The sequence below is a fragment of the Rhodococcoides fascians A44A genome (assembly GCF_000760735.1).
GTDB lineage: Bacteria > Actinomycetota > Actinomycetes > Mycobacteriales > Mycobacteriaceae > Rhodococcoides > Rhodococcoides fascians_E.
In genome coordinates, this window is record NZ_JMEX01000008.1 from 760808 (window position 1) to 784462 (window position 23655).

A 23655-nucleotide genomic window follows, 5' to 3' on the forward strand; every position below is an offset into this window, starting at 1 on the left:
CCATGACAACCACCTTCCCCCTCCCCTTGCCAGATCTCGCGGTACGTACTCTCGGTGGCGCAGTCGTGTGGGCGAACGACGAAACGTTCGCGGAGAAGGAGAATCTGGTCAAGCCGGGGAAGGCCGATTACCAGACCGCCACCTTCGGTCACAAAGGGCAGATCTACGACGGCTGGGAGACGCGGCGGCGTCGCGAATCGGGTTACGACGAGGCCATCGTGCGGCTCGGAGCGCCGGGTGTCGTCGACGCAGTCGTCGTCGACACCGCCTGGTTCACCGGCAATTACCCGCCGGAGATTTCCGTCGAAGCGGCGTCCGTCGAAGGCTTCCCGTCGGCGAAGGAACTGTACGAGGACACCACGTGGGAGACCATCGTCCCGAAGAGCGCCGTCGAGGGCGACTCCGAGAACCGTTTCAAGGTGGCCTCGGAGGAGCGCTGGACCCACGTCAAGCTCAGCATCTACCCGGACGGCGGTGTCGCGCGGTTGCGAGTGCTGGGCCGAGGAAAGCCGGATCCGCGCTTCATCGCCGCAGGCCCGTTCGATCTTGCGGCGCTCGAGAACGGCGGGTACGTCTCGGCGTGCTCCAACATGTTCTACAGCTCACCCAACAATCTGTTGTTCCCCGGACCGCCTCGCTCGATGGGCGAAGGATGGGAGACATCACGCCGCCGCAACGACGCCAACGACTGGGTCCAGGTCACTCTCGCCGGAACGGGCACGATCCATCTGGCCGAGCTCGACACGTCGTGCTTCCTCGGAAACGCTCCCGGTGCTGCGTCGTTGACGGGCAAACTCGGAAACGGTGAATGGATCGAACTGCTGCCGCGCACTCGTCTGCAGCCGGACACCAGGCATCGCTTCCTGCTCGATCACTCCGAGCCGGTGTCCGAGGTGCGCATGGACATCTTCCCCGACGGCGGCATGGCGAGGCTCAGGCTGTTCGGCGAACTGCGCAACGAGTAACTGCGAACGGGGCCGAGTGGCAATACCATTGGAAGATGCCCCGGCTACTTCACCCGAACGCAGCCCACGTCGCGGACATTCTGATCTCGCGCGGACACCACGGCGTCGTCGTCACCTCGCCCGAGCCGACACCGACGGCCGAGGCCGCCGCTGAATCGTTGGGTGTCGCCGTCGGCGCGATCGTGAAATCGCTGGTCTTCCTGCTCGACGACGATCCGGTTCTTCTGCTCGTGTCGGGTGCGCATCAGGTGAACCTGGAGGCGACAGGCGCCCGCCTCGACGGAACGTTGACGCGTGCCCCGCTCGACCTCGTCAAGCACGCGACCGGGCAGCCGATCGGCGGCATCGCGCCCGTCGGGCACCCCACCAACCTGCCCACCTACGTGGACGAGTCGCTGGCCGAACACAAAGAACTGTGGGCGGCGGCGGGGCATCCGAACACTGTCTTCCGGACCACCAGCGCGGAACTACTGCGCATCACCGCAGGACTCGCGGTCGACGTCACCTGAACGCGTGACCCGACCGCGAGGGTGACCTGGATCAGGACGCCAGCACTCGGCTGCGACGAGCGACGCCTGCACCTTCGAGAACTGCATCCGCTGCGAACACCACGCCGCGGTCCTCCAGCCACGGCACGACGCCGTCGGCGACGCGGTCCAGATTCCGGGACGTGGGCCCGACGGGCAGGAGGGTCACACCGTCGGCGACGTCGGCGGCCTTGACATCGGCGATCAGGCCGGCCAGTCCGGAGGGTGTGCCGACATAGCGAATCGACCCGGGCACCGTAGGCGCGTCGAGGGCCGCGAACTCGCGGCGAGCCGTCCTCGCGTCGTCGGCGATGTGGATTTCGATGTCGAGGAACACGGCGACGCTGTCCGCGTCTTTGCCCGCCTCGACGGCCTCGGCGCGGGCACGAGCTCGTGCCTGCTGCCCTTCACGAAGGTCTGCGGCTTCGATCCGCACGATCGTCTCGGTGGGGGCTGCGTCGGTGATTTCGGTCCACTGCGACGGGTGGACGAGTGCTACGCGTACGGCTGAACTGTTCGACATGAAGGTGAAGTCCTTCTGGTGCAAGCAGGGATATGACGGCTGAGGCCTAGCCCGAACGCCTACACGACCCCGAGGCGGTACGGCACAGATCGACGTAGCGATCCGACCAGAGTCCGCTCTGCGACAGAGCAATTGCTGTCATGAAGCGATGCTAACCGTTTGTGTGGCGCATGGGGATCCCACGCCTGCGGCACCGTCGGCCAGATCGGGGAACGGGCGGGGATCCGGCACCGGATTCCACCATCCGCCGTCCTCCTCGTACGTCCAGGACGGTCCGTCGGTTGCGAGGGTCCGGACCGCGTCGATCAGCCTGTCGACGTCGCCTCCGGAACTGCCGAGCCCCAGGCTGGCGCGTACGGCCCCGCCTGCGTGGCCGAGCCTGGACAGCAGTGGATGCGCGCAGAACTTGCCGTCGCGCACACCGATTCCGTGCTCTGCCGACAGGTACGCGGCGATCTCGCCCGGGCCGTACCCGTCGACCGTGAATGTGACAATGCCCACAGTGTCCGGTGCGTCGTTCCAGACCGTCAGAAGGCCGACGCCGTCGATCGACGACAGACCGTCGCGCAGACGGTCGGACAGTTCGCGCTCGTGCGAGATCGATCCTGCCGACTCGTGCCGAGCCAGCGCCTCGCATGCCGTGGCCAGTGCGACGACTCCCAGGACGTTCGGAGTTCCGGCCTCGTGCCGTGCGGGCACCGGCGCCCATTCGGTCCGATCGATCGAGACCGAGCGCACGGCGCCGCCTCCGGCGAGGTACGGCTCGGCCGCGTCGAGCCAGTCCCGCTTGCCGACGAGGACGCCTGCACCGTGCGGCGCGTACAGCTTGTGGCCGGAGAACGCGAGGTAGTCGACACCCAGATCACCGATGTCGATGCGGCGATGCGGCACCAACTGCGCGCCGTCGACGAGGATGCGCGCACCGTGCGAGTGCGCGAGCTCGGCCAGTTCGCGGATCGGCAGCACCTCTCCGGTGACGTTCGACGCGCCGGTGATCGCCAGCAGCGCAGCGGGTTTCGTCTCCAGCTCGACCTCGATGCGCGTCAGCGTCTCGGCGATCGAGTCGGCGGCGACCACAACGCGACGATCCCTCCACGGCAACAGGTTCGCGTGGTGCTCGATGTCCAGCACCACGGTGTCACCCGGTACACATCCCGCGAGCAGGTTCAGCGAATCCGTGGTGTTCCTGGTGAAGACGACGACCGAATCCGGTTGTGCGCCCACGAAATCGGACACCGTCACCCGGGCCTTCTCGTACGCGGCCGTGCACACACGGGATGCGTACCCGGCTCCGCGGTGCACGCTCGAGTAGTACGGAAGCAACTCGGCGATCCGTGCGGTGACCTCGGCGAGCGCAGGCGCGCTGGCCGCGTAGTCGAAATTGGCGTATGTGCAACTCGTTCCGTCGACCAGCGGGACCTGAAGGTCAGCTCCGCTGACGGCCGCGAAAGACGCACACGAGTTGTTCAGAACAGCAGTCATGACAAATAACCCCTTGTCGATCAAGGGACCCGACGTACCTGTCGGAAATCGAGTCCGCGCTTGCTGCACCGGTTTTCCGGCGCCAGCCAGGTCGTCACCCGGAGCACCCCACCGCGGAGGAGGGTTGCCGACCAGCAAGCCGGGGCTCGATGCTGGTACTCATGACCTGAAAAGAGGATGGCAAACGCGGCGAGGGATTGTCAACCTCCCAGGTAGGAAACCCTTCGACAGGGGCGAACGGGGCCCTTCCTAGTAGAATCCGCGCAATGCCGAGCTACGACTTGTGTCGGAAGGGGACAGCCGAGACTGTTCACCTTCTGGACAACCGAACATGAGATAACGACGCGCGACGTTCGTTCGAATTTCGGTACCACACGAGAAGAAGGACACCCGGTTGTCTGTGCAATCACCATCGGAAACGGCCGACACCCGCAACGGGGTTCCGCCCGAGTTCCTGCGCGGTGAGCGTGCTCCACAGGAACGCACGCTCATCGACATCCTGCGGTCCACGACGTCGCAGTTTCCCGACGCACCGGCCATCGACGACGGCACCGTCTCCGTCAGCTACCGCGAACTGCTCGAGGACATCGACGAAGGCGCTCAGTGGCTGGCCAGGGCCGGCGTCCGGCGCGGCGATCGCGTCGGCATCCGGATGCCGTCCGGTTCCTTCTCCCTGTACGTAGCGATTCTGTCGATCCTGAACGCAGGCGCCGCCTACGTGCCGGTCGACGCCGACGACCCCGACGAGCGGGCCGAGCTCGTCTTCGGCGAGGCCAAGGTGACCGCCGTCGTCACGGCAGGCGGTATCGCCGCCGGTACGGCCGAGAAGCAGGACACCCCCGCCCCTGATGCTCTGACGACCCCGACTCCCGACGACGACGCGTGGGTCATCTTCACCTCCGGCTCCACCGGCACCCCGAAGGGTGTTGCGGTCAGTCATCGCAACGCGGCGGCGTTCGTCGACGCCGAAGCTCGGATGTTCATGCAGGACGATCCGCTGGGACCGGGCGACCGTGTCCTCGCCGGCTTGTCGGTGGCTTTCGACGCCTCGTGCGAAGAGATGTGGCTGGCGTGGCGGCACGGTGCATGCCTGGTGCCCGCTCCCCGGTCCCTGGTGCGCAGTGGATTCGATCTCGGGCCGTGGCTGGTGTCCCGCGACATCTCCGTCGTCTCGACCGTCCCGACGCTCGCTGCCCTGTGGCCTGCCGTCGCGTTGGAAGCCGTCCGGCTGCTGATCTTCGGCGGAGAAGCGTGCCCGCCGGAACTGGCCGAGCGCCTCGCCGTCGACGGCCGCGAGGTGTGGAACACCTACGGACCCACCGAGGCCACCGTCGTCGCCTGCGCGTCGATCATGGACGGCAAGGGACCCGTTCGGATCGGCCTCCCGCTCGACGGGTGGGATCTGGCCGTCGTCGACGGGTCGGGCCACCCTGTTGCCGTCGGCGAAGTCGGTGAGCTGGTGATCGGCGGCGTCGGCCTCGCCCGCTATCTCGACCCGGCCAAGGACGCCGAGAAGTACGCGCCGATGCCGACGCTCGGATGGGACCGCGCCTACCGCAGCGGCGACCTGGTGAAGCTCGAGCTCGAAGGCCTGCTGTTCCAGGGCCGCGCCGACGATCAGATCAAGTTGGGCGGCCGACGCATCGAGCTCGGTGAGATCGACAACGCACTGCAGGCGCTTCCCGGTGTCGGCGGTGCGGCCGCTGCCGTGCGCAAGACCGGCGCAGGCAACTCGGTGCTCGTCGGCTATCTGGCCAGCACCGATCCTCACTTCGACCTGGAAGCTGCTCGCCGGATTCTGGCCGAACAGTTGCCGTCGGCACTCGTTCCGCGGCTCGCGCTCGTCGAGGAAATGCCGACGAGGACGTCGGGCAAGGTGGACCGCAACGCCCTGCCGTGGCCGTTGCCCGGCATGGGTGAGGGCTCCGATCTCGCCGGCACCGCAGGATGGGTCGCCGAGCTGTGGACCAACATCCTCGGCGCGCAGGTCTCCGACGAGAACGCGGACTTCTTCCAGAACGGCGGCGGATCCCTGTCCGCGGCTCAGCTGGTGACGGCACTGCGCGAGCGATTCCCGGAGATCACCGTCGCGCAGCTCTACGACCACCCTCGTCTCGGGTCGCTCGCACGCTATCTCGACGAGTTGAAGCCGCCCGTCGAAGTGGTTCCGCGTGAAGTCGAGCCGACGTCCAGGTCGGCCCAGTGGACGCAGATCGCGGCCACGGTCCCGCTGACGACGTTGACGGGTCTGCAGTGGATCACGTGGCTGGGGATCCTGTTCAACGTGATGAGCTGGTTCGCCGAGGTTCCGTGGGCGCCGACGGTGTCGTGGTGGTGGATTCTGGTCGCGTTCGTCGCGTTCATCACTCCGGTCGGCCGCATGGCGATCTCGGTCGTCGGTTCGCGCGTCCTGCTGGCCGGTCTGAAGCCCGGCGCGTATCGACGCGGCGGTAGCGCACACATTCGTCTGTGGACCGCGACGAGGCTGACCGACGCCAGTGGCGCCTCCAACCTGTCCGGTGCTCCGTGGATGGTCTACTACGCCCGCGCGCTCGGCGCGAAGATCGGCAAGGGCGTCGACCTGCACACCCTTCCCCCGGTGACCGGGATGCTCGAGCTGGGCGACGGTTGTTCGGTCGAACCGGAAGTGGATCTCAGCGGCCACTGGATCGACGGCGACATCGTCTACATCGGCGGTATCAAGATCGGTGCGGGCGCTACCGTCGGGGCTCGGTCCACACTCCTGCCGGGCACGACCGTCGGCAAGAACGCCGTGGTGAGTGCGGGCTCGGCCGTCGTCGGCCGGGTCAAGGCGGGGCAGCTGTGGGCCGGATCGCCCGCGCAGAAGGTCGGCAAGGCCGAGCATCCGTGGCCGGAGGAGACTCCCCCGCGGGCCACGCGCTGGGTCCTCGCCTACGGTGTCGCGTCGCTGATGCTGTCCGGGATGGCGATCTTCTCCCTCGGTGTGTCTCTCGTACTGATGGGGTGGTGGCTGCACACCGCGACGACCCTGCTGGGTGCCGTCGGGCGCGCGGCGATCATGCTTCCGGTCGCCACGCTCGTCTCGCTCGGTGTGTTCGCGCTGATCACTCTGGTGGCGGTCCGCCTGCTCGGCATCGGCCTCACCGAGGGATATCACCCGGTACGGAGCCGCATCGGCTGGCAGGTGTGGGCGACCGAACGCTTGATGGACTCGGCCCGCACGTTCCTGTTCCCGCTGTACGCGTCGCTGCTCACGCCCCACTGGCTGCGGTTGCTGGGCGCGAAGATCGGCAAGGACGTCGAGGCATCGACCGTGCTGATGATTCCCAAGTTCACGACCGTCGCCGACGGCGCATTCCTGGCCGACGACACGATGGTCGCGAGCTACGAGCTCGGTGGCGGGTGGATGCACCTGGGTGACGCGAAGGTCGGCAAGCGTGCGTTCCTCGGCAACTCCGGGATGACCGGGCCGGGCCGCACCGTACCGAAGAACGGCCTCGTCGCGGTCCTGTCGGCGACGCCGGACAAGGCGAAATCCGGATCCTCGTGGCTCGGCAGCCCGCCGGTGAGGTTGCGCCGGGCAGCGGGCCGGGCCGACTCGTCGCGCACGTTCGATCCGCCGGTGAAGCTGAAGATCGCGCGATCACTCGTCGAGACGTGCCGCCTGATCCCGGTGATGGTCACGTTCGGAATCGGGCTCGGCGTTCTGTTCGGGCTGACCGCCATCGCCGACGCCGTGGGCTTCTGGCTGGCCGCGCTGCTCAGCGGCCTCGTCCTGCTGCTCGCCGGAGCTGTCGCGGCCGGAGTGTCGGCCGCCGCCAAATGGGTGTGGGTCGGCCGCATCGACAAGGTCGAGCATCCGTTGTGGAGTTCGTTCGTGTGGCGCAACGAGGTGGCCGACACGTTCGTCGAGACCGTTGCCGCACCGTGGTTCGCACGGGCCGCCGAGGGTACTGCTGTGCTGAACATGTGGTTGCGCTGGCTCGGCGCCGACATCGGACGCGGAGTGTGGTGTGAGACGTACTGGCTTCCGGAGGCTGATCTCGTGACTCTCGCCGACGGCGCGACCGTGAACCGAGGGTGCGTTGTGCAGACACACCTGTTCCATGATCGGATCATGTCCATGGACAGCGTCACTCTGGGACGAGGAGCAACCTTGGGACCGCACTGCGTCGCGTTGCCTGCCGCCGGTATCGGTGACGGCGCGACGGTCGGTCCTGCATCATTGGTCATGCGCGGAGACACGGTTCCCCATCACACCCGTTGGCAGGGCAACCCCATCGCTCCCTGGGCCAAGGGCGACCCCTTCGCACGCATCGTGACCGCGGCCCCCGACGACAGTCGTTCCGGCGGGCTCCACTCCCCCCACGACAATCGTTCCGGCGGGCTCCACTCCGGGGCCGGCCTATGAAATTCGGTGGCTCCAAGTTGGTGACGCCGACGTTCGACATCGACGGCGCAGACCCACCGATCGACGACTACCTGCCACAGAACGGCAATCGCGGCTACCGGGTGTCGCGGTACGAGTTGGACCTCGAGTACAAGGTCGAGAGCAACCGGCTCGCCGGTAAGGCGAAGATCACGGCGGTCACCACCGACACCGTCTCGAAGTTCGCGTTCGATCTCGGCCCGGCACTGCGCGTGTCCAAGGTGACCGTCAACGGTTCACGGTCGGTGAAGTTCAGCCAGCACCGAGGCAAGCTCAAGATCACCCCCGCCAAGCCGGTTGCGTCGGGGGCGGCGCTGGTGGTGAACATTCAGTACAGCGGAACCCCGAAGCCCATCGACGGGTTCTGGGGCGAAGTGGGCTGGGACGAGCTCACCGAGGGTTCCATCGTCGCGAGTCAGCCGAACGGCGCGGCGTCGTGGTTTCCGTGCGACGACCACCCCGTGTCGAAGGCCAGTTACGGGATCACCATCACGACCGATTCGCCTTACTACGCCATCGCCAACGGGACACTGGTTCGCAAGCAGACTCGTGCCAGCCGCACCACGTGGGTGTACGAGCAGCCGGAGCCGATGGCCACCTACCTCGCGACCATCCAGATCGGCCCGTACAGCCAGCACACCATCACCGAGTCTCCCGTCCGCATGAAAGCCGTGCTGCCGCACCGGCTCAGGCCCAATTTCGAGCACGACTTCGGCCGTCAACCGCAGATGATGGAGACCTTCACCCGCCTGTACGGTCCGTACCCGTTCGCCGCGTACACCGTGGTGGTCACCGACGACGACCTCGAGATCCCCATCGAAGCGCAGGGACTGTCCATCTTCGGCGCCAATCACTGTTCCGGCACACGGTATTTCGAGCGGCTCGTGGCGCATGAGCTCGCCCATCAGTGGTTCGGCAACAGCCTCACTCTCGGCAAGTGGAAGGACATCTGGCTGCACGAGGGGTTCGCCTGTTACTCCGAGTGGATCTGGGCGGAGAACTCGGGAGGCTCGTCCGCAGCGGAGAAGGCCCGACGCGTACACACCATGCAGCGAGGGCTTCCGCGGGATCTGATTCTGGGAGATCCGGGGCCCGCGAAGATGTTCGACGACCGTGTGTACAAGCGCGGCGCGTTGACGTTGCATGCGCTGCGCACCACCATCGGCGACGACAAGTTCTTCGAACTGATCCAGGAATGGACGTCGAAGTACCGCTATTCGACCGTCAGTACCGCCGATTTCACGGATCTGGCGTCGCGCTTCGGAGCCCCGCGGTCGCTGTGGGACGCCTGGCTGGGGCAGGAACAGCTGCCCGCTCTGCCGTAGTTCTCGAACCACGGCAATTACAGGGTCCACCACACGACGAACACCAGCGCGGAGTACAGCACGGCCGTCGCCGCCGCACCGAGCCACGACGACGGTGGTACCGACACCGACCACCGACTGTCGTCGCTCAACCGGAGATCGAACGGAAAGGCGCTGACGCACAGTGCATCAGGTCGCGTCGGGTGTGCGAGTACGACCCCCGAGGTGTACGGGAGGCCCCGCACCACGAGGGTGCGCGGCGCTCCGCCCACGGTGTACGTGATCGTGTTGTCGTGGATCTCGCCGGTGAACCACCCGCGGTGCACACGCCACCCCGTCGCATGAGCGAGACGCACGGTGCCACGCGACGCCACGGTTTGCTCGACGGCATCGACGACGACCGGGTCCGCGAATCTCAACAGGGTCCACCACCGGACGATACGGCGCACACGCAGCCCCAGACCGACGACGATCAGCCCGATGGCGAAGAACGGCAACAACACTGGCACGGTGGTGAGCAGCAGGATCGGGATCACGAAGGCGAGGAACACGGCGTAACTCTCGCGCCAATCCCACACCGACAACCCGGTGACGGGAACGAGGAGTGGGACCCGCCGCGTGGTCACGAGCGGGGAGGCCGACATAGTCAGCTGATCTTAGACGCCTCGGCCGGGAGGTGGTGGGTCGAACGGGTACGAACGAACGCCCAGCAGACTGCAGCGATGACGGCACCGGCGGTGAAGATCGCCGGATAGGTCACCACCCCCGGCCACGCTTCGGTCAGCGCCGACAGGATCGCGGGAACAGCGAAGCCCAGGTAGGTCAGCGAGTAGAAGACGGCAGTGAGCCCGGCCAGGTCGTCGGGTCCGGCGATGCGCTGCACCTCCTGCAGCCCGGAGACCAGGGCCATGCCGTAACCGCAACCCAGGACAGCTGCCGCGATCAACGCCGCGACGATGGTCAGCACCGAGGCAGCCCACGCGGCCAGCACCATGCCGACCACCAGAATCGTCAGTGCGACGAGTGCGCCGCGAGCAGCGTCGGGCGTGTCGATTCTGCGCCCGACCGCCTGAATCGCGAATCCGGATCCGAGTGCGATCACGGACATCAACGCGGACAACGCAATCGGATGACCTCCGCTGTGGTCTGCCATCAGCGACGGCAGAACGGCGTAGGCGACGCTGGCCGCACCGAACACCCACGGCGCGAGCGGAACCACGACCAGCAGGAACCGCTTGTGCCCGGCGGACGGGATCTTCAGGTCGTCGACGAGTCGACGCCGATCGGCGGGTGGCACTGCGGGCCGCGTCTCGGGAACCGAGATCATGCCGAGGCCGGTGACGACGCAGATCCCGACATGCACCAGGTACGCGAGATGCGTGGGCCACGGACCCCATTGCGCGAGAACGCCCGCCACGCCTGCGCCGAGCGCAAATCCAGCGGTGAGGCTCATGGCAGCGCGCCTCGCGCCCGCCGAGGAACCTGCCCGAGCGGACAGTTCCTTGATCCAACTGCCGCCGACAGCCATGCCGATACCGAGTGCCACACCACTGAGCACGCGGCCGAAGAAGAGTATCGCGGCGGTGTCCGCACCCATGGCGATGAGGATCGATCCCGCCGCGGCGACGGCCGTCGCCGGCAACATGATCGGACGCCTGCCGAGCCGATCCGACAACGGACCGCAGACGAGCAACGCAGGAACGATGCCGATGACGTACGCGAACAGGAACGTGTCGACGGTGATCGCCGAGAATCCGTGTTCGAGCCGGTACATCACCAGTAGCGGGGTGAACTCGTTTCCGCCCCACGCGACGGCGAACATCCCGGCGGCTACGAGAATCCACCGTCCCGTCCTGGTATCGGTCGTCCGCGTCGGAGTCGTTGCTTCGGACCCCTTCACTGAATTCTCGGTCATGTCGCGCCTCCTTCGTCCAATCCGTGTGTGCGTCTCATGTGGGTGTCGACGGCCTCGCCGAAACCGTCGACGTCGGCGGCCTCGATCAAGTCCGCGAGGCGGCTGTGGTCGTCGACGATGCGGGAGATCTGATCGGGATCACGGGCGAGCGAATGCGTCGTCATCCGCCGCTGGCGCTCGCGAAGTCCGTCGTAGAAGGCGTCGAGCAGTGGGTTGGCACCGGCTCGGACGATCAGGCGGTGGAAGTCCGCGTCCGCGGCGCTGAAGTCGGCTCGCGTACCCGTCGCGGCGATCTCCCGTTGCTCGGCGAGGTTCGCGCGTAGCCGAGGCAGAAGCCGCTCGCGCACGTGCGGCGACGCGGCGACGACTCGGACGCTGCCGGTCTCCACGAGCCACCGCGCGGACACGACGTGTTCCGCCTCGCCGGCAGCGATGGGCACGACGAGTGCGCCGCGCTTGGGGTAGAGCCGCATCCATCCTTCGACCTGTAGGCGCAGAAATGCCTCACGGACGGGAGTGCGGCTGATGTTCATTCGGCCGGCGATGTCGCCTTCGCTGACCAGTTCCCCACCGGGCAGCTCACCGGTGACGATCATTTCCTTGACCGTCACATAGGCGTGCTCGGCGGCAGTGGGTTCCTTAGACACAACATAGATACTAGATGAACCGCGGTCGGCGTCGAACTAGGGCACCCAGTACCTCGTGGCGAGGACGTCGACGATGGGGTCGTCGTCTGCTGCGTCGTCCAGAGCAGCGAGGTCGTCGCGGATCGCTGTGAACCGTGGGTCGTCGCCCTCGGCCACCTCCGCGTCGGTGGCGCCGTCACCTGCGAGTTGATCGAGCAGCTTCGCGCGCACTCGCGCTTTCAACGAGTCGGTCATTCGTCGTCACCCTTCTTGAACACACGCCGAGCCGTCGGGATCAGCACCACCAGAGCTCCGACGAGAACGACCACGGAAAACGCTTCGAGCCACATGTGCTTCCTCTTTCCTCAAGGCGCCAGGGCGCTACCGAACGGCAGATTCCTGACCACGGTGAACAGAACTACGACGATCACCGAGAGCAGCACTACCCACCTCGGCGGCGCGTGAACGGCCCGGCCGCGAACCCACGTCGCCCACAGGAGCACTCCGAACACGAGCAGTGTCACGGCGAGCACGTTGGTCGACACGGCCGACGCAACGTCGCCGTGCACCAGGTCTCCGAACGCCCTCGTCGCACCACACCCGGGACACCACACGCCGGTCAGCGCATGAAACGGACACGGTAGATACGTCGACGACCTCGGATCACGCACGAACAGCACAGCTCCCGCCGCAACCGTCAGTCCCGCAACCGCCGCGGGAGCAGCGAAGCGTCGTCGACGTCGCGCCCCTGTCTCGGTCATGCATCCAGACTAAGTGAGTCCCGAGTCGGTCTCGGGCTTGTCCACTGCGTGGTCGTAGTAGCCGACCACCCCGCGCGCTCCGAACACCGCGAACTCGGCCTGACCGCCGGACGTGACGGCGTCGTCGACGATCCGGCGCAGGACGACCTCGACCAAGCGGTCCAGGGCGAACCATCGATCCGCCGGACCGGCCTCCTCGTGAACTGCCGACTCGTCGAAGTTGCGTCCGACGGATGCGTCGAGGTCTGTCATCTCGGCGAAGATCGACGTGTCCGGGACGGTGATGTCGGCTTCGTTGTCCAACAGCACCCGCACCGCCCAGCGAATATCGTCGACATGGTTGGCGAGCCACAGGCGTCGGCGATGCACGACGCCCAGAGCCGGCCACCTCTTCCTGGCCGCCTGACGGGTCTTGCCGGTGACCGCGGCGAGGTCGGCCAGGCTGGCACCGAGCCACATTGCAGTGGACGCAGCTTTCTCCGTCGCCGCGGCAGCCTCGGCGACGACGCGGGCTTCGTTCTCGATGGCCTGCCCGAGATGCACGAGCGCGTGGGTGCGACGGGACCGCTCGTCGCCGATGTCGGTCGGCTTGTCACCGGGGTCGAATACTGACAACTTTTGGTTCACACCGGTGAGGGTACGTTGTGAACCACAGGTTTACAAAGACATTTGTCTACGGCACGACGACGACGCTGCCGATCATGTCCGGGTGAGGAGTGCAGTGGTAGGTGAAGGTGCCCGGTTCGGTGAACGTGTGTGAGAACGAGCCTTCCTTGGCGAGGGGGCTGCGGAAGGACCGATCGTCGGCGACGACATCGTGAGCCATCCCACCGTCGTCGAACACCCAGGTGACGGTCTCCCCCACCGAGACGGTGATGTCGGCTGGCGTGTACGCACGATCGGCCACGGTGACCTGGTTCTTCACCGGCGGCGCAGCCGTCTCCTGGGCGGGCTGGGAAGTGCATCCTGCGACGGTCAGGGCCACGATCGCTACGCCGAGCTTCAGTCTCACAGTTTCAACCGTATGGCATCTCGTGAGCTCGGGTAACATCACCGCCGTTCACCTATCGACCGAAAGGCCAGGCTTGTCCATGACGACACGACGTGCCCGCACCAGCGTTGCATCGTCGGCAACCCTGCTGTTCGCGACCGTGATGATCTTCCTCGCGACTACCTTGTTCGGCACCGCGTCCGCGCAAGCCAGGCCGGTCCAGTTCGTCCCTGCAGGCGCCATCAGCCCGACCATCGGCTTCGATCCGGCTGCGGTCATCGAGTGGCGATTGGATCAGGCGATCGTCAACCAGCCGATCTTCGTTCGTGTCGACCCGTACTTTCCCGGCCTCACCGATTTCTCGCTGAACAACTGGTGCAACTGCGCCATCAACTGGTTCAACCACACCACACAGCAGGGCGGGGTCGCGTTCCCCGGTCCCCTGCCGTCCGGGCCGATCCGCACCGGCTCCGGTGACGTCTCGGCCTGGACCGACATTCCCGGTGGCTTCACCCTTGTCCGTGGGCAGGGAAACTGGTGGGTTCCGTAGGCGGCTCCGCCGCCATGTGAGTGGTCTCGAGCTAGACCAGCGCCTCGCCGAGGTATCCCCCTTCCGAGGTTCCTGCGGGCACGAGGAACACCGCGGAGCCGATGGGCGTCGTCCACTCGTTCAGCGCGTCGTGTTCGTCCAACCGCTGCTGCACGGGAAGAAACTGCGTGTCGATGTCGCGCTGATACGTCGCGAAGATCAACCCCGAATTGCTCGTCGAACCTCCCTCGGGTGCATCGTCGTAGTTGTACGCACGCCGGAAGAACCGCTCCCCGTCGTGCGTGTGCCGGGCACGTGCAATGTGCGACGCAGGCGAGATCACCGGGATGCCGAACCGATCGGTGGCATCGAAATCAGCCTCGTCGTGCTCGCATTCGCCGGTCATCGGCGCTCCCGTGTCCAGCTTCCGACCGACCGCGAATTCTCTTCCGCCGCGGTCCAACTCGTCCCAGGTGTCGAGCTCGACGGAGATACGGCGCACGATCATCGACGTACTGCCGTCGTCGTTCCACACCAGGGTGTCGAAATCCGTTGTCGGATCCGGGTTCACGGTGCCGTCGACCTGACCCATCAGGTTGCGCATCGTCGTACCTTCCGTCCTGGCTCCGCGGGAGGACCGAAACCCTCGTTGGACCCAGCGAATCGACGCCATCGACCTGACGTTCTTGGTCAACACCCGCACCGCATGGCTCACTGCGGACGGATCGTCGGCGCACACCTGAAGCAGAAGGTCTCCGCCGTTCCACCGATCCTCGAGTCGATCGATGCCGAACGGAGGCAACTGCCGGACGGGTGACGCCACTCCCGCCGCCGCGAACGCGCCCGGTCCGAGCCCGACGGTGACCGTCAGATTGGCCGGGTCGGCCGCGAGTTCCGGTTCGGTGTCGGCCAGGGCAGGCATGCCCTGGGTGAGCCTGCCGGCGTCCGTCGTCCACAGTTTCAACACCGACACCACGTGTTCGCGTCCTGCACCGCCTGCCAGGTCGAGTGCAACGAACGTCCCGTGCGCCTGCGGCGGAGTCGAGACACCGGCCTGATGTTTCCCGTGAAACGGAACGACCTGTCGACCGAAGACGAATTCCTCCGGCTCCCTTGTGTATCCGTACGCCACACCCGCAGCTCCCAGCGCGGCGACGCCTCCACCGAGAAGGCGTCGCCTGCTGATTCCGGGACTGCGGCGTGGTGCCGCGTCAGCCACCGTAGTTTTCCTGCGCGCCCGCGAACTCGCGGACCTGCGCAGTGAACGTGGACGACGATCCGTCCTCGAATGTCAGCGTGATGTCGGTGTCTGCTCCCGGAGTCAACGGCGACGTCACGTCCATCAACATGATGTGGTCCCCGCCCGCCTGGAGCACCTTGGTTTCCTGTGCGCCGACGGCGAATCCACCTTCCTTGGGCTTCATCACCATCGTTCCGTCGGCACTGGCGACCACCTCGTGCAGTTCCATCATCGACGAGGCGGGTGACTGCGCGGAGACCACCCGGACCTGGGTGTCTCCGGTGTTCTGGATCTCCGCGAACGCGGAGGTCATTCCCGTGTCGGCAGATTTGATCCAGGCCTCGCGGATGGTGACCGAATTCGACTCCGTTGCAGGAGTTTCCGAGCTACATCCGGCGAGCAGGGCGAACGATGCGAGGGCTACGAGAAGTTTTTTCATGGCGACTCCGATGTCGATGCGCGGCGCCGAAGCCCGAGAAGGGCATCGACGAGAAGGAAGACGAGGATGCTGATGCCGAGAAGTGGTACGAACCAGCCGATCACGGCAGTGATCGCAGCGAGCGGGACGAGCTGCCGGACCGGCAACCGGCGCAGCCCGCCTGCGGGCGGGGCGGATGCCGAAGGACGACGTTGCCACCACATGAGGTATCCGCGGACGATCACCGTCACCAAGGCCACGACCAGCAGTGCCAGCGCGATCTGGTTGGCGATCCCGAACAGAATGCCCATGTGCAGCGCAATGCCCCAGGCGGCCAGCTTCGCGGCCGGCGGCCACTCCGAGAACCAGTTGGTATCGACGATCGAGTTGGTATTTCCGTCGATGGCAAGGGAACTCGTGGAGAACACCCACGGCCCACGCGTCTGCGCGACGACGAAGGCTGTGTCGGCCGTACCAGGGATGGTGACTTCCACTGCGCCGGCGAGCCCCGCCGCCCGAGCCGTTCCGATGACGGCGTCGAGGCGGCCGATTCCAGCGGACACCACGTCGGCCTCCGGTGCCATGGCCGACATGTCGTGGCCTGCGTGGTCGCCGGGCGGTGCCGGCGCGTCACCGCTGATCGACGAACTCACTCCCGGCGTGGCCCAGTTCAAGGAGGACCTCAGTTCGGTGATGTTCTCACCGGCGTACTTGGACCAGGTCAGTCCCGTTGCGGACAGAAAAACGAGACCGATGGCTATCCAGATACCGACACTTCCGTGCCAATTGCGGTTCCTGGCTCGACCTTTCGACGATCGGTCGACGGTGAGGAGTCGTCCGCCGCGTCGATACCGTCGCACCCAGAGCACGACGCCGCCGAGGGCGACGACCCACATCCAGGATGCGGCGAGTTCACTGTAGATGCGGCCGGGTTCGCCGAGGTGAAGATGCCGGTGGAATCCGCTGATCCAGGTGCGGGCCGGCAGTGCGTTGCTGCTGCCGTACACCACCGATTCGCCGACGGATTCCGCGGTGACCGGGTCGACGAAGACTGCTCGCCGTTCGGACTCGCCGAGTGAGGGATCGGTGAACATGACCCTGGTGGTGGTGCCGGGTTCTGTTGCCGGGCGTACGGCGTCGAGGGTCAGGTCGGGCCTGACCTGGGTCGCGGCCGTGACCTGCTCGGCCACCGAGGCGGTGGGCCCAGCCGAGTCGGTGGTCAGCAGGTCGGAGTACAGGATGTTCTCGGCCGTCGGCGCGAGCGCGTAGAGACCACCGGTGAGCGCGGCGATCAGGATGAACGGTCCGACGAAGATGCCTGCGTAGAAGTGCAGGCGCATGACCAGAGAGGGACGTGGCGGTGATCGATCGGGTCGGCCCGGCCCGATGTCGGGCACGACTGTGCCGGTTGTGGACATAGGTGTTCCAGTTCTGTCGGGTGTCGCAAGACCCCGGTGATCGACGGCGCTTCACGCGCGAGGGATCACCGGGTGTGAGGGAACGAAAGATCAAGCAGGGCAGGGAGGCCCGCGAGTTCCTGTTCCCGACGACACCAACAGTCGGAGTACGACGTTCGGCCGGTATTCGGTGCTCTCGGTGCGAGCCCGATCCTGCACGGGCAGAACCAGACACAACACGGGAAGGATCCGGCGCAACACGGCCAACGCTCGACTGTGCCCGAGCACGGCACCACGAATGAGCAGGGCGCACACCACCGTCGCGCATGCGTGCGCCGCCAGCATCGACGGACTGAGCGACGAGCCGTGGTGATGCCCACTCGCCGCCGTCAGCACCGTGTGTCCGACGACTTGGCCGAGCACGAGCACGACCGTCGTCGGGACGCGGTCCCCGAGGGCTGCGGTCAGGACGCCGAGCGCCGCACTGACGACCACGAGCAGTACGAGGGCCGATTCGCTCGGCACCATGACTCCGCCGCCCACGCCGTGTGCTGCGATGCTCAGCGCACCGGAGGCAGCCCCGACGAACGCGCCGCGCATACGCGCACGAGCGTCGGGGCGGAAAGTCATGGGGACACCTTAGACGACTACTACGCTTCCTAGTATTGCGCGGCGGCGCGGAGCCCTCGTAGCCGATCCGACGGTGTCCGGCGTGGGCAGCTGGTGCACTTGTCCGACGCTGACGTCAGGTACAACAGGCAACACGAGCTGCGGCGTGTGAAGCGTCGGCCTCCCACGTCGACGAACCGGGGAGCGGGTAGCGGCGAGGACATCGCGGCCACGAGTTCCTGGGCGAACGCGCTGCCTCGTTCTCGGTCTCCGAGGGCCGTGCCGACGTCGAGGCACCGGTTGGCTATCGAGTCCGACGTGATCGCCCAGAGCGCGTTGGTCGTCGCTCCCGACGCCGCCGCGAGAGCGTCGACGACCGCGCGAAACGTGCCGGCAAGGGCACCGGGCAACTGCTCCGGCGTCACCGTGCGATCGCTCCGCACCCCGCCGAGGTAACCGTCGCCGCGCAGAAAACACCGAGAATGCTCGAGCGACGGATCGGCCGCCGTTCCCGTCACCATCGCCGTCGACACCGCCAGCAAGGCAATCGTCGAGCTGGCGGAGTACCACCACAGCGTCCCGTTGATCCGGTCGTCGGTGCAGTTCCAGCGCCTGCCTGTGTCGGCAATCCGCTCCCGCAGCCAGTCCGCATCGGTCATCGCCGACGCCGGCAGATCGAACGGGCCGTGCAGAAACTCCGCGAGTCCGGGAACCCTCTCCGCAGCTTCGGTGTAGACGCTCATGCGAGGCCGATGATGTCGATGGACGGGCGTGGGACCGCAGAGACGATGGCTCGGATTCCGAAGATGTCCGAGAGGAGGTTATCGGTCAGAACCTCGGCCGTCGGCCCCGTCGCCACCACGGATCCGTTGTCGAGCACGGCGAGCGAGGTGCAGTATTCGACGGCCAGCCGTAGATCGTGCACGGTGACGACGACGGCCAGGCCCTCCGCGGCGAGATCACGGACTGCGTTCATGACGACGAGTTGGTGGCGCAGGTCCAGATGATTCGTGGGCTCGTCGAGCAGCAGTATGCGAGGTTGCTGTGCGAGTGCCCGAGCTATGGCGACACGCTGACGTTCGCCGCCGGACAGTGCCCCGACATCGCGCTCCGCGAGCCCGGTCAAGTCGACCCGGTCCAGGCATTGTTCGACGATGTCCGCGTCGGATCCCGTCGGACGGTCGAACCAGCCCCGGTGTGGGACACGGCCCAGCGCAACCGACTGCCGAACTGTCAGTCCCACCGACGCTTCCGGCTCCTGGGTGCCGACGCCCACGGTGCGCGCAAGTTCCGAGCGCTTCATCGCATGCGCGTCGACGCCGTCGACTAGAACGGTCCCGGCGGTCGGCGTCAGCGCGCGATAGCAGCACCGGAGCGCCGTCGTCTTCCCGGACCCGTTGGGTCCGACGAGTCCGAGAACTTCACCCGGTCGAACTCGAAAATCGATTCCGTGCAACACCTCCCGTGATCCGAGTCGGGCGGTGACGGCATTGGCCACGAGTGTCATCGAGCCGCCCTTCCGTACTGGCGGTAGAGCATGAAGACGAAGATCGGTGCGCCGACGAGCGCGGTGACGACCCCGACGGGCACCTCTGTGCTCCGTGAAACCGACCGCGCCAGCGTGTCGGCGCCGACCAATGCGATCGCGCCCAGCAGCGCGGCGACCGGCAGAAGTCTGATCGCTCGCGTCCCGACGATGTATCCGGCGAGGTGTGGCACCAGCAGACCGACGAATCCGATTCCGCCGCCGACGGATACCGCTGCGCCGGCCAGCATGGAGATCGCCAGGAGTTGCACGACGCGGAAGCGTCGGACGTTCAGACCGAGGGCAGCGGCACCGTCGTCACCGGTTTTCAACAGATCCATCCGGGGTGCACTCAGCAGCAGTCCAGTGCCGATGATCAGCAGCGCGAGTGCGGGCAGTGTCAACGTGGACCACCGCGCGTCTCCGAATCCACCGGCTAGCCAGTGCATCACGCCACTGAGCGTGTGTTCGTCGGCGAAGACCAGGAGTGTGAAGGTGATCAGAGCGGAGAAGATACTGCCCAGTGCGACGCCGACGAGAACGATGGCTGTCGATTGTGGGTATCGCCCGCCGATCATCAGAGCCAGAAACAGCGGAATCATGGCCCCGACGAACGCGGCGGTCGGGACCGTGAACACCCCGAGGGCCCCGGCCCCGATTCCCATCGCCATCACGAGCACCACGCCGAATCCGGCACCTGACGACACTCCGAGCAGATAGGGATCGGCCAACGGGTTGCGCGTGACTGCCTGCGCCACACCACCCGCGATCGCCAACGACGCGCCGACGACGGCCGCCGTCAGCGATCTCGGCAACCGCGAGTCGACGACGATCACCGCCCTCGCCTCGGACCACCACGAGTCGAATGCGCCCGGCATCAACCGGTGCACGACGATCGCCCAGACGTCGCCGACGGGAATCTGTACGGACCCGAACGACACCGCAGTGGCGATCACCATCAGCAAGGCGCCCGTCAGAACTGCGATCAACGCACCGAACCCGATTCTCGACCGAGTGGACACCTCCGCTTTCGCCGTGGCCCTGGGCCTGTCGGTGTCGGCAACGGTGACCATCAGGAGGTGAACCGGTCGGGATGCAATGCACGGGCGATGGTGTCCACGCTCGTGACCAGTCGCGGGCTTTCGAAGAAGTCGTCGAGCGGTACGACGATGAAGTTGTCCTGCTGCACAGCCGGAGTGGTCGCCATGATCGGCTGGCTCTTCAGGAAATCGATCTTTCCCTGCGCCGGCGTGTCACCGTAATCGAGGACGACGATGGCCTGAGGGGCGCGCTCTCCGACGATCTCCCACGTCGTGTCCAGGTAGGGGCGCTCACCCTCGGGGAAAATGTTCGATGCGCCGGACCGATCGGCGATCAACTGTCCGACGCCCACACCACCGATGGTCGTCGGGACGTCCTCACCGGAGTCGTAGAAGAAGGTCGGCGTCGGCTCCGCGTCGCCGAGTTCGGCACCGATGGCCGCCAAACCGTCGAGGACGCCGTCGGTGACGGCCTGAGCCTCCTCCGGAACGCCGAGGACGCCACCGAGCTGGCTGTAGTCGTTCTCGAGCATGCCGATGTCCGGGAATCCGGATCCGCAGTACTCGGAGAACAGGAAGGTCGGGATGCCCGCCTCGGTGAACGACTCTCTCGAACGCCCTTCCTTGTCGTTGAATGCACTCCGCATGCCGCCGACGACGAAGTCCGGGTCCAGATCGAGGATCTGTTCCTTCGTCGGGTACTCGTCGGCGAGGCCGGGGATCTGTGCGAAATCCTCGGCGAACTCGGGCGCAGGCGTTGCGTTTCGATAGCCCATGCCGACGATGCGGTCCGCAACGCCCATCTCGATGAGCACCTCGGTGACGTGGTCGTTCATGGACACGATGCGCTGAGGTGGAGAGTCGAACTGCTGGGTGCTGTCGCAGTTGGTGATGGAGACCGGGTCGTCGAACGAGTCCGCCTGCCGAGCGTCCTGTGCGGTGTCACCGCGGGAACAGCCAGTAAGGGCGACAATGGTTGCGGCGGCGATGGCGCCGAAGGCGATGGAGCGTGACATGAGTACCTCTTGGAGCTCAGAGCCACGAAATGTTCGGCCCGGTGCGCAGCATGGAACGCCACGCGCTGGACTTTCCGATTCGTAGACCACGACGAATGGGTTGTCGCACAACCTCGACGCCGGGTAATCGGGCTCGCTGCCCTCTGGCGAGGGCAGCCTACCGTTGCGGGTCAGCGCCGGATTCGGACCGGCTTCCCCCTGCGTCAGGTCAGCTTCGTGCTTCGCATCGCAGTATGCACGGACGGTGTCAGACGCGTGTCAGCGCCTCACCCATGGTGCGGTTGAGGGTGCTCAGTGACCTGACGGCGCTGCGGACGGGACCGGGGGTCGTGGTGGACTTCAGCATGACGTCGGGGGCCGAGGTCTCCGTCAACTTTTCCGGTGGGTCGACGTGTTCGCCTGCGAGTGCACGCCCGACGTCGGCGATGGTGGCTTTGGTTACCTCGGCGGCCCGGCGTAGTGCGTCGGCGGTCTCCTGTGACGGACCGGTGTCGGGTTCGGCGTGAGAGGCGCCGACACCGGCGCGGGCCAGGGCGTGGCTGGATCGGTTGCTGACGGTCATGATGCGCAGCAGCCGTTTGACGCCTTTGCGTGTGCGTGTCGTGGGCCCCATCTCGAGGGGTTTTCCGGCCGCGACGAGGTCTTTCAACGCGTTGTCGAGTTTGCGCATGTCGACGACGAGGTCCGTCGGGCGGCCGGGCGTGATGACGGCGTCGATGCCGGTGTCGATGATGGCCGTCATCTGTTCGAGGTAGTCGTCGACTTTCTCGACCATCGTCGATCTGGTGCCGGTGGAGAAGACGAAGTACGCCGACGCTATCCCGACGAGTCCTCCTGCCGCGGTTTCGTAGATTCGTAGTTCGAGCACTTCGATGCTGAAGGTGCCGAGCAGTCCGTACAGCATCGCGAGCATGACGGTGACGAAGAACGACAGCAACGCGTAGGCCACCGTCACGAGGTAGAACGCGAAGAAGATGCAGACGACCAGCAGGAGCAGTTGCAGCGGTTGATTGCGACCGACCAACGCGGACAGCAGAACTCCGGCCAGCACACCTCCGACGGTACCGACGACGCGGTGTCCGGCGCGGGAGAGGATCTCACCGCGAGTCGACGCCCCGGTGAAGACCAGGAATGCCGTCAGGACCGCCCAGTACCAGCGGTCCGGTGAGATGATTTCGCCGAGTACGGTCGCCGCACTGGTCGCGACGGCAACTTGGATCGCCGCTTTGGTGCTGGGGTTCAGCCCCGAATCGGTGTCGCCGTCCTTCTCCGGCTTTTCCTTGGGTGCGGATTCGGTGTGCAGCGCATTGCTGGTGATGTGGTGAATGGCGATGTGGGCCTGCACTGCTCGCATCGCGACCGTCGTGGCGATGCCCGCCTGGGTGGACGGATCCGCTTCGTCCGCGGCGGCGGCAGCGAGGCGCCTGGCCGCACGGAGTTGGTCGTCGGACGGGTTGTTCTGCAGACACGACGAGAGGGCGGTGGTGGCCTGGACGAGCGACGAGGGCCAAGAATTGGGCGGGAGCGCAGCCTGCGGGGTGACCCCCGATGGGATCGGGTCGAGGGCCCACAGCGCGCTCACGAGTTGTTCGGTGGCTATCTGCGCGTCGAAGATGCGGAGCGAGAGGTCCTCGTTGGTGACGCTCAGCAGCTGCGAGGCATCGTTGCGGTCGAGCCAGTCGTCGATCATCAGCGCTGTACTGCCGAGCCGGTCCAGACGCTTGCGGAGCAGGTCCAGATCGCGATCGACTCTGTTCGACGCGACCTCGAGGACGTCGATCGACGCGGCTCGCAGTGCTCGCACCAGACGCCGCAGTTCCAGCCCCGGCCGCTCGGGAAGGACGAGAGTGCGCACGGCGAGCGAGATCCCGACGCCGAGAACGATGGACACCGCGAGGACAGGAATCTGGCTCGGTTGAGCGCGTAGGAACAGTGCGAAGAAATAGCAGATGAACGCGACCATGCCGAGCGCAGTGCCGCGCGGGCCGTACCGCCGCACCCACACTGCGGCGAACAGCACGACGATGAACCCGACGTCGGCGACCTTGCCGAACTGGGAGAGCACCGCCGACAGCGACACTGCGAGGATCGCCGGAAACACCAGTAGGAGTGTCGTGATCACTCGGCTGCGTTGGTCCTTGTCCTTCACCGCCGCCGAGGACTGCATGGCGACGACAGCGCCCAGCAGCGCGACCGTCAACGGCTGGCCGACGAGATGAGACCCGGGAATCAGAATCGCCATCGCGAGGACGACGGTGATCGTCGTCGTCGCGGCTGCCCGTAGCCGGAGCCTGCCGGGGTCGGAGACTGCGAGGAACCGCAGCGTCTCCGATACGATCCGATAACCCATTCGGCCAGCTTACGGCCGTGAACGGA

23 protein-coding genes and 2 riboswitches are annotated in these 23655 nt (G+C 66.3%); of the genes, 5 read left to right on the plus strand and 18 right to left on the minus strand.

Going from position 1 to position 23655, the window contains the following annotated elements:
* Positions 1–2: 2 nt before the first annotated feature.
* The gene (alc, locus tag BH95_RS15920; protein ID WP_033190138.1) at positions 3–965 is read left to right on the plus strand and encodes an allantoicase; all 963 of its coding nucleotides are present in this window, start codon (positions 3–5) and stop codon (positions 963–965) included.
* Positions 966–1000: 35 nt separating this feature from the next.
* The gene (locus BH95_RS15925) at positions 1001–1474 is read left to right on the plus strand and encodes a YbaK/EbsC family protein (RefSeq protein ID WP_019663036.1); all 474 of its coding nucleotides are present in this window, start codon (positions 1001–1003) and stop codon (positions 1472–1474) included.
* A gap of 31 nt (positions 1475–1505) precedes the next feature.
* On the opposite strand, the gene BH95_RS15930 is transcribed toward BH95_RS15925, so the two are convergent.
* Together BH95_RS15930 and BH95_RS15935 are read right to left on the minus strand one after the other, a co-directional pair.
* Positions 1506–2015 (minus strand): hypothetical protein, encoded by a 510-nt coding sequence (locus BH95_RS15930; RefSeq protein WP_230594324.1) that lies wholly within the window; start codon positions 2013–2015, stop codon positions 1506–1508.
* Between the two features lie 138 nt (positions 2016–2153).
* Positions 2154–3497, minus strand: coding sequence for an aminotransferase class V-fold PLP-dependent enzyme (locus tag BH95_RS15935; protein WP_019663034.1), 1344 nt, complete (start codon positions 3495–3497; stop codon positions 2154–2156).
* A gap of 51 nt (positions 3498–3548) precedes the next feature.
* Positions 3549–3664: riboswitch (SAM riboswitch) on the minus strand.
* A gap of 227 nt (positions 3665–3891) precedes the next feature.
* On the opposite strand from BH95_RS15935, the gene BH95_RS15940 reads away from it, so the two are divergent.
* Positions 3892–7890, plus strand: a complete 3999-nt coding sequence (locus BH95_RS15940; protein ID WP_037183076.1) for a Pls/PosA family non-ribosomal peptide synthetase — start codon at positions 3892–3894, stop codon at positions 7888–7890.
* Positions 7887–9233, plus strand: coding sequence for a M1 family metallopeptidase (locus tag BH95_RS15945; RefSeq protein WP_037143347.1), 1347 nt, complete (start codon positions 7887–7889; stop codon positions 9231–9233). The genes BH95_RS15940 and BH95_RS15945 overlap by 4 nt, the downstream gene beginning before the upstream one ends.
* Positions 9234–9250: 17 nt before the next feature.
* Here BH95_RS15945 and BH95_RS15950 read toward each other — a convergent pair whose 3' ends face one another.
* From BH95_RS15950 to BH95_RS15980, 7 genes are all read right to left on the minus strand, one after another.
* On the minus strand, positions 9251–9856 hold the full coding sequence (locus BH95_RS15950) for a hypothetical protein (protein ID WP_019663031.1): 606 nt from the start codon (positions 9854–9856) through the stop codon (positions 9251–9253).
* 2 nt (positions 9857–9858) lie between these two features.
* Positions 9859–11127 carry an MFS transporter gene (locus BH95_RS15955; protein WP_019663030.1) on the minus strand — a complete coding sequence of 423 codons (1269 nt, stop codon included), beginning with the start codon at positions 11125–11127 and terminating at the stop codon, positions 9859–9861.
* Positions 11124–11774, minus strand: a complete 651-nt coding sequence (locus tag BH95_RS15960) for a GntR family transcriptional regulator (RefSeq protein WP_037183079.1) — start codon at positions 11772–11774, stop codon at positions 11124–11126. Before BH95_RS15960 ends, BH95_RS15955 begins: the two co-directional genes overlap by 4 nt.
* 36 nt (positions 11775–11810) lie before the next feature.
* Positions 11811–12008, minus strand: a complete 198-nt coding sequence (locus BH95_RS15965) for a hypothetical protein (protein WP_019663028.1) — start codon at positions 12006–12008, stop codon at positions 11811–11813.
* Positions 12009–12118: 110 nt separating this feature from the next.
* Positions 12119–12514: a DUF2752 domain-containing protein gene (locus BH95_RS15970; protein ID WP_019663026.1), complete on the minus strand. Its 396-nt coding sequence runs from the start codon at positions 12512–12514 to the stop codon at positions 12119–12121.
* 9 nt (positions 12515–12523) lie between these two features.
* The gene (locus BH95_RS15975) at positions 12524–13141 is read right to left on the minus strand and encodes a hypothetical protein (RefSeq protein WP_037183082.1); all 618 of its coding nucleotides are present in this window, start codon (positions 13139–13141) and stop codon (positions 12524–12526) included.
* Positions 13142–13187: 46 nt separating this feature from the next.
* Positions 13188–13526, minus strand: a complete 339-nt coding sequence (locus BH95_RS15980) for a plastocyanin/azurin family copper-binding protein (RefSeq protein WP_037108624.1) — start codon at positions 13524–13526, stop codon at positions 13188–13190.
* 79 nt (positions 13527–13605) lie between these two features.
* Here BH95_RS15980 and BH95_RS15985 point away from each other — a divergent pair, with 79 nt between their 5' ends.
* Complete coding sequence (locus tag BH95_RS15985) at positions 13606–14055, plus strand: hypothetical protein (protein WP_019663023.1); 450 nt, start codon at positions 13606–13608, stop codon at positions 14053–14055.
* Between the two features lie 31 nt (positions 14056–14086).
* Here the strand turns inward: BH95_RS15985 and BH95_RS15990 are convergent, their stop codons facing one another.
* The 9 genes from BH95_RS15990 to BH95_RS16030 all read right to left on the minus strand — a co-directional run bounded on the left by BH95_RS15990 (position 14087) and on the right by BH95_RS16030 (position 23629).
* Entirely contained in the window at positions 14087–15253 is a 1167-nt protein-coding gene (locus tag BH95_RS15990; RefSeq protein ID WP_037183085.1) for a Dyp-type peroxidase, read from the minus strand.
* Complete coding sequence (locus BH95_RS15995) at positions 15246–15713, minus strand: copper chaperone PCu(A)C (protein WP_019663021.1); 468 nt, start codon at positions 15711–15713, stop codon at positions 15246–15248. Before BH95_RS15995 ends, BH95_RS15990 begins: the two co-directional genes overlap by 8 nt.
* Complete coding sequence (locus BH95_RS16000; protein WP_244164986.1) at positions 15710–17110, minus strand: PepSY-associated TM helix domain-containing protein; 1401 nt, start codon at positions 17108–17110, stop codon at positions 15710–15712. Before BH95_RS16000 ends, BH95_RS15995 begins: the two co-directional genes overlap by 4 nt.
* A gap of 90 nt (positions 17111–17200) precedes the next feature.
* Positions 17201–17689: a hypothetical protein gene (locus BH95_RS16005; protein ID WP_020110938.1), complete on the minus strand. Its 489-nt coding sequence runs from the start codon at positions 17687–17689 to the stop codon at positions 17201–17203.
* A 59-nt stretch (positions 17690–17748) separates the two neighbouring features.
* On the minus strand, positions 17749–18441 hold the full coding sequence (locus tag BH95_RS16010; RefSeq protein WP_037183090.1) for a (2Fe-2S)-binding protein: 693 nt from the start codon (positions 18439–18441) through the stop codon (positions 17749–17751).
* Positions 18438–19205 (minus strand): ABC transporter ATP-binding protein, encoded by a 768-nt coding sequence (locus tag BH95_RS16015; protein WP_019663017.1) that lies wholly within the window; start codon positions 19203–19205, stop codon positions 18438–18440. Before BH95_RS16015 ends, BH95_RS16010 begins: the two co-directional genes overlap by 4 nt.
* Positions 19202–20296 carry a FecCD family ABC transporter permease gene (locus BH95_RS16020; protein ID WP_019663016.1) on the minus strand — a complete coding sequence of 365 codons (1095 nt, stop codon included), beginning with the start codon at positions 20294–20296 and terminating at the stop codon, positions 19202–19204. The genes BH95_RS16015 and BH95_RS16020 overlap by 4 nt, the downstream gene beginning before the upstream one ends.
* A complete protein-coding gene (locus tag BH95_RS16025) occupies positions 20296–21279 on the minus strand; it encodes an ABC transporter substrate-binding protein (protein WP_037183093.1) in 984 nt (327 codons plus the stop codon). The genes BH95_RS16020 and BH95_RS16025 overlap by 1 nt, the downstream gene beginning before the upstream one ends.
* Before the next feature lie 101 nt (positions 21280–21380).
* A riboswitch (cobalamin riboswitch) is annotated at positions 21381–21510 on the minus strand.
* Positions 21511–21526: 16 nt separating this feature from the next.
* Entirely contained in the window at positions 21527–23629 is a 2103-nt protein-coding gene (locus tag BH95_RS16030; protein WP_037183095.1) for an FUSC family protein, read from the minus strand.
* Between the last annotated feature and the right edge of the window lie 26 nt (positions 23630–23655).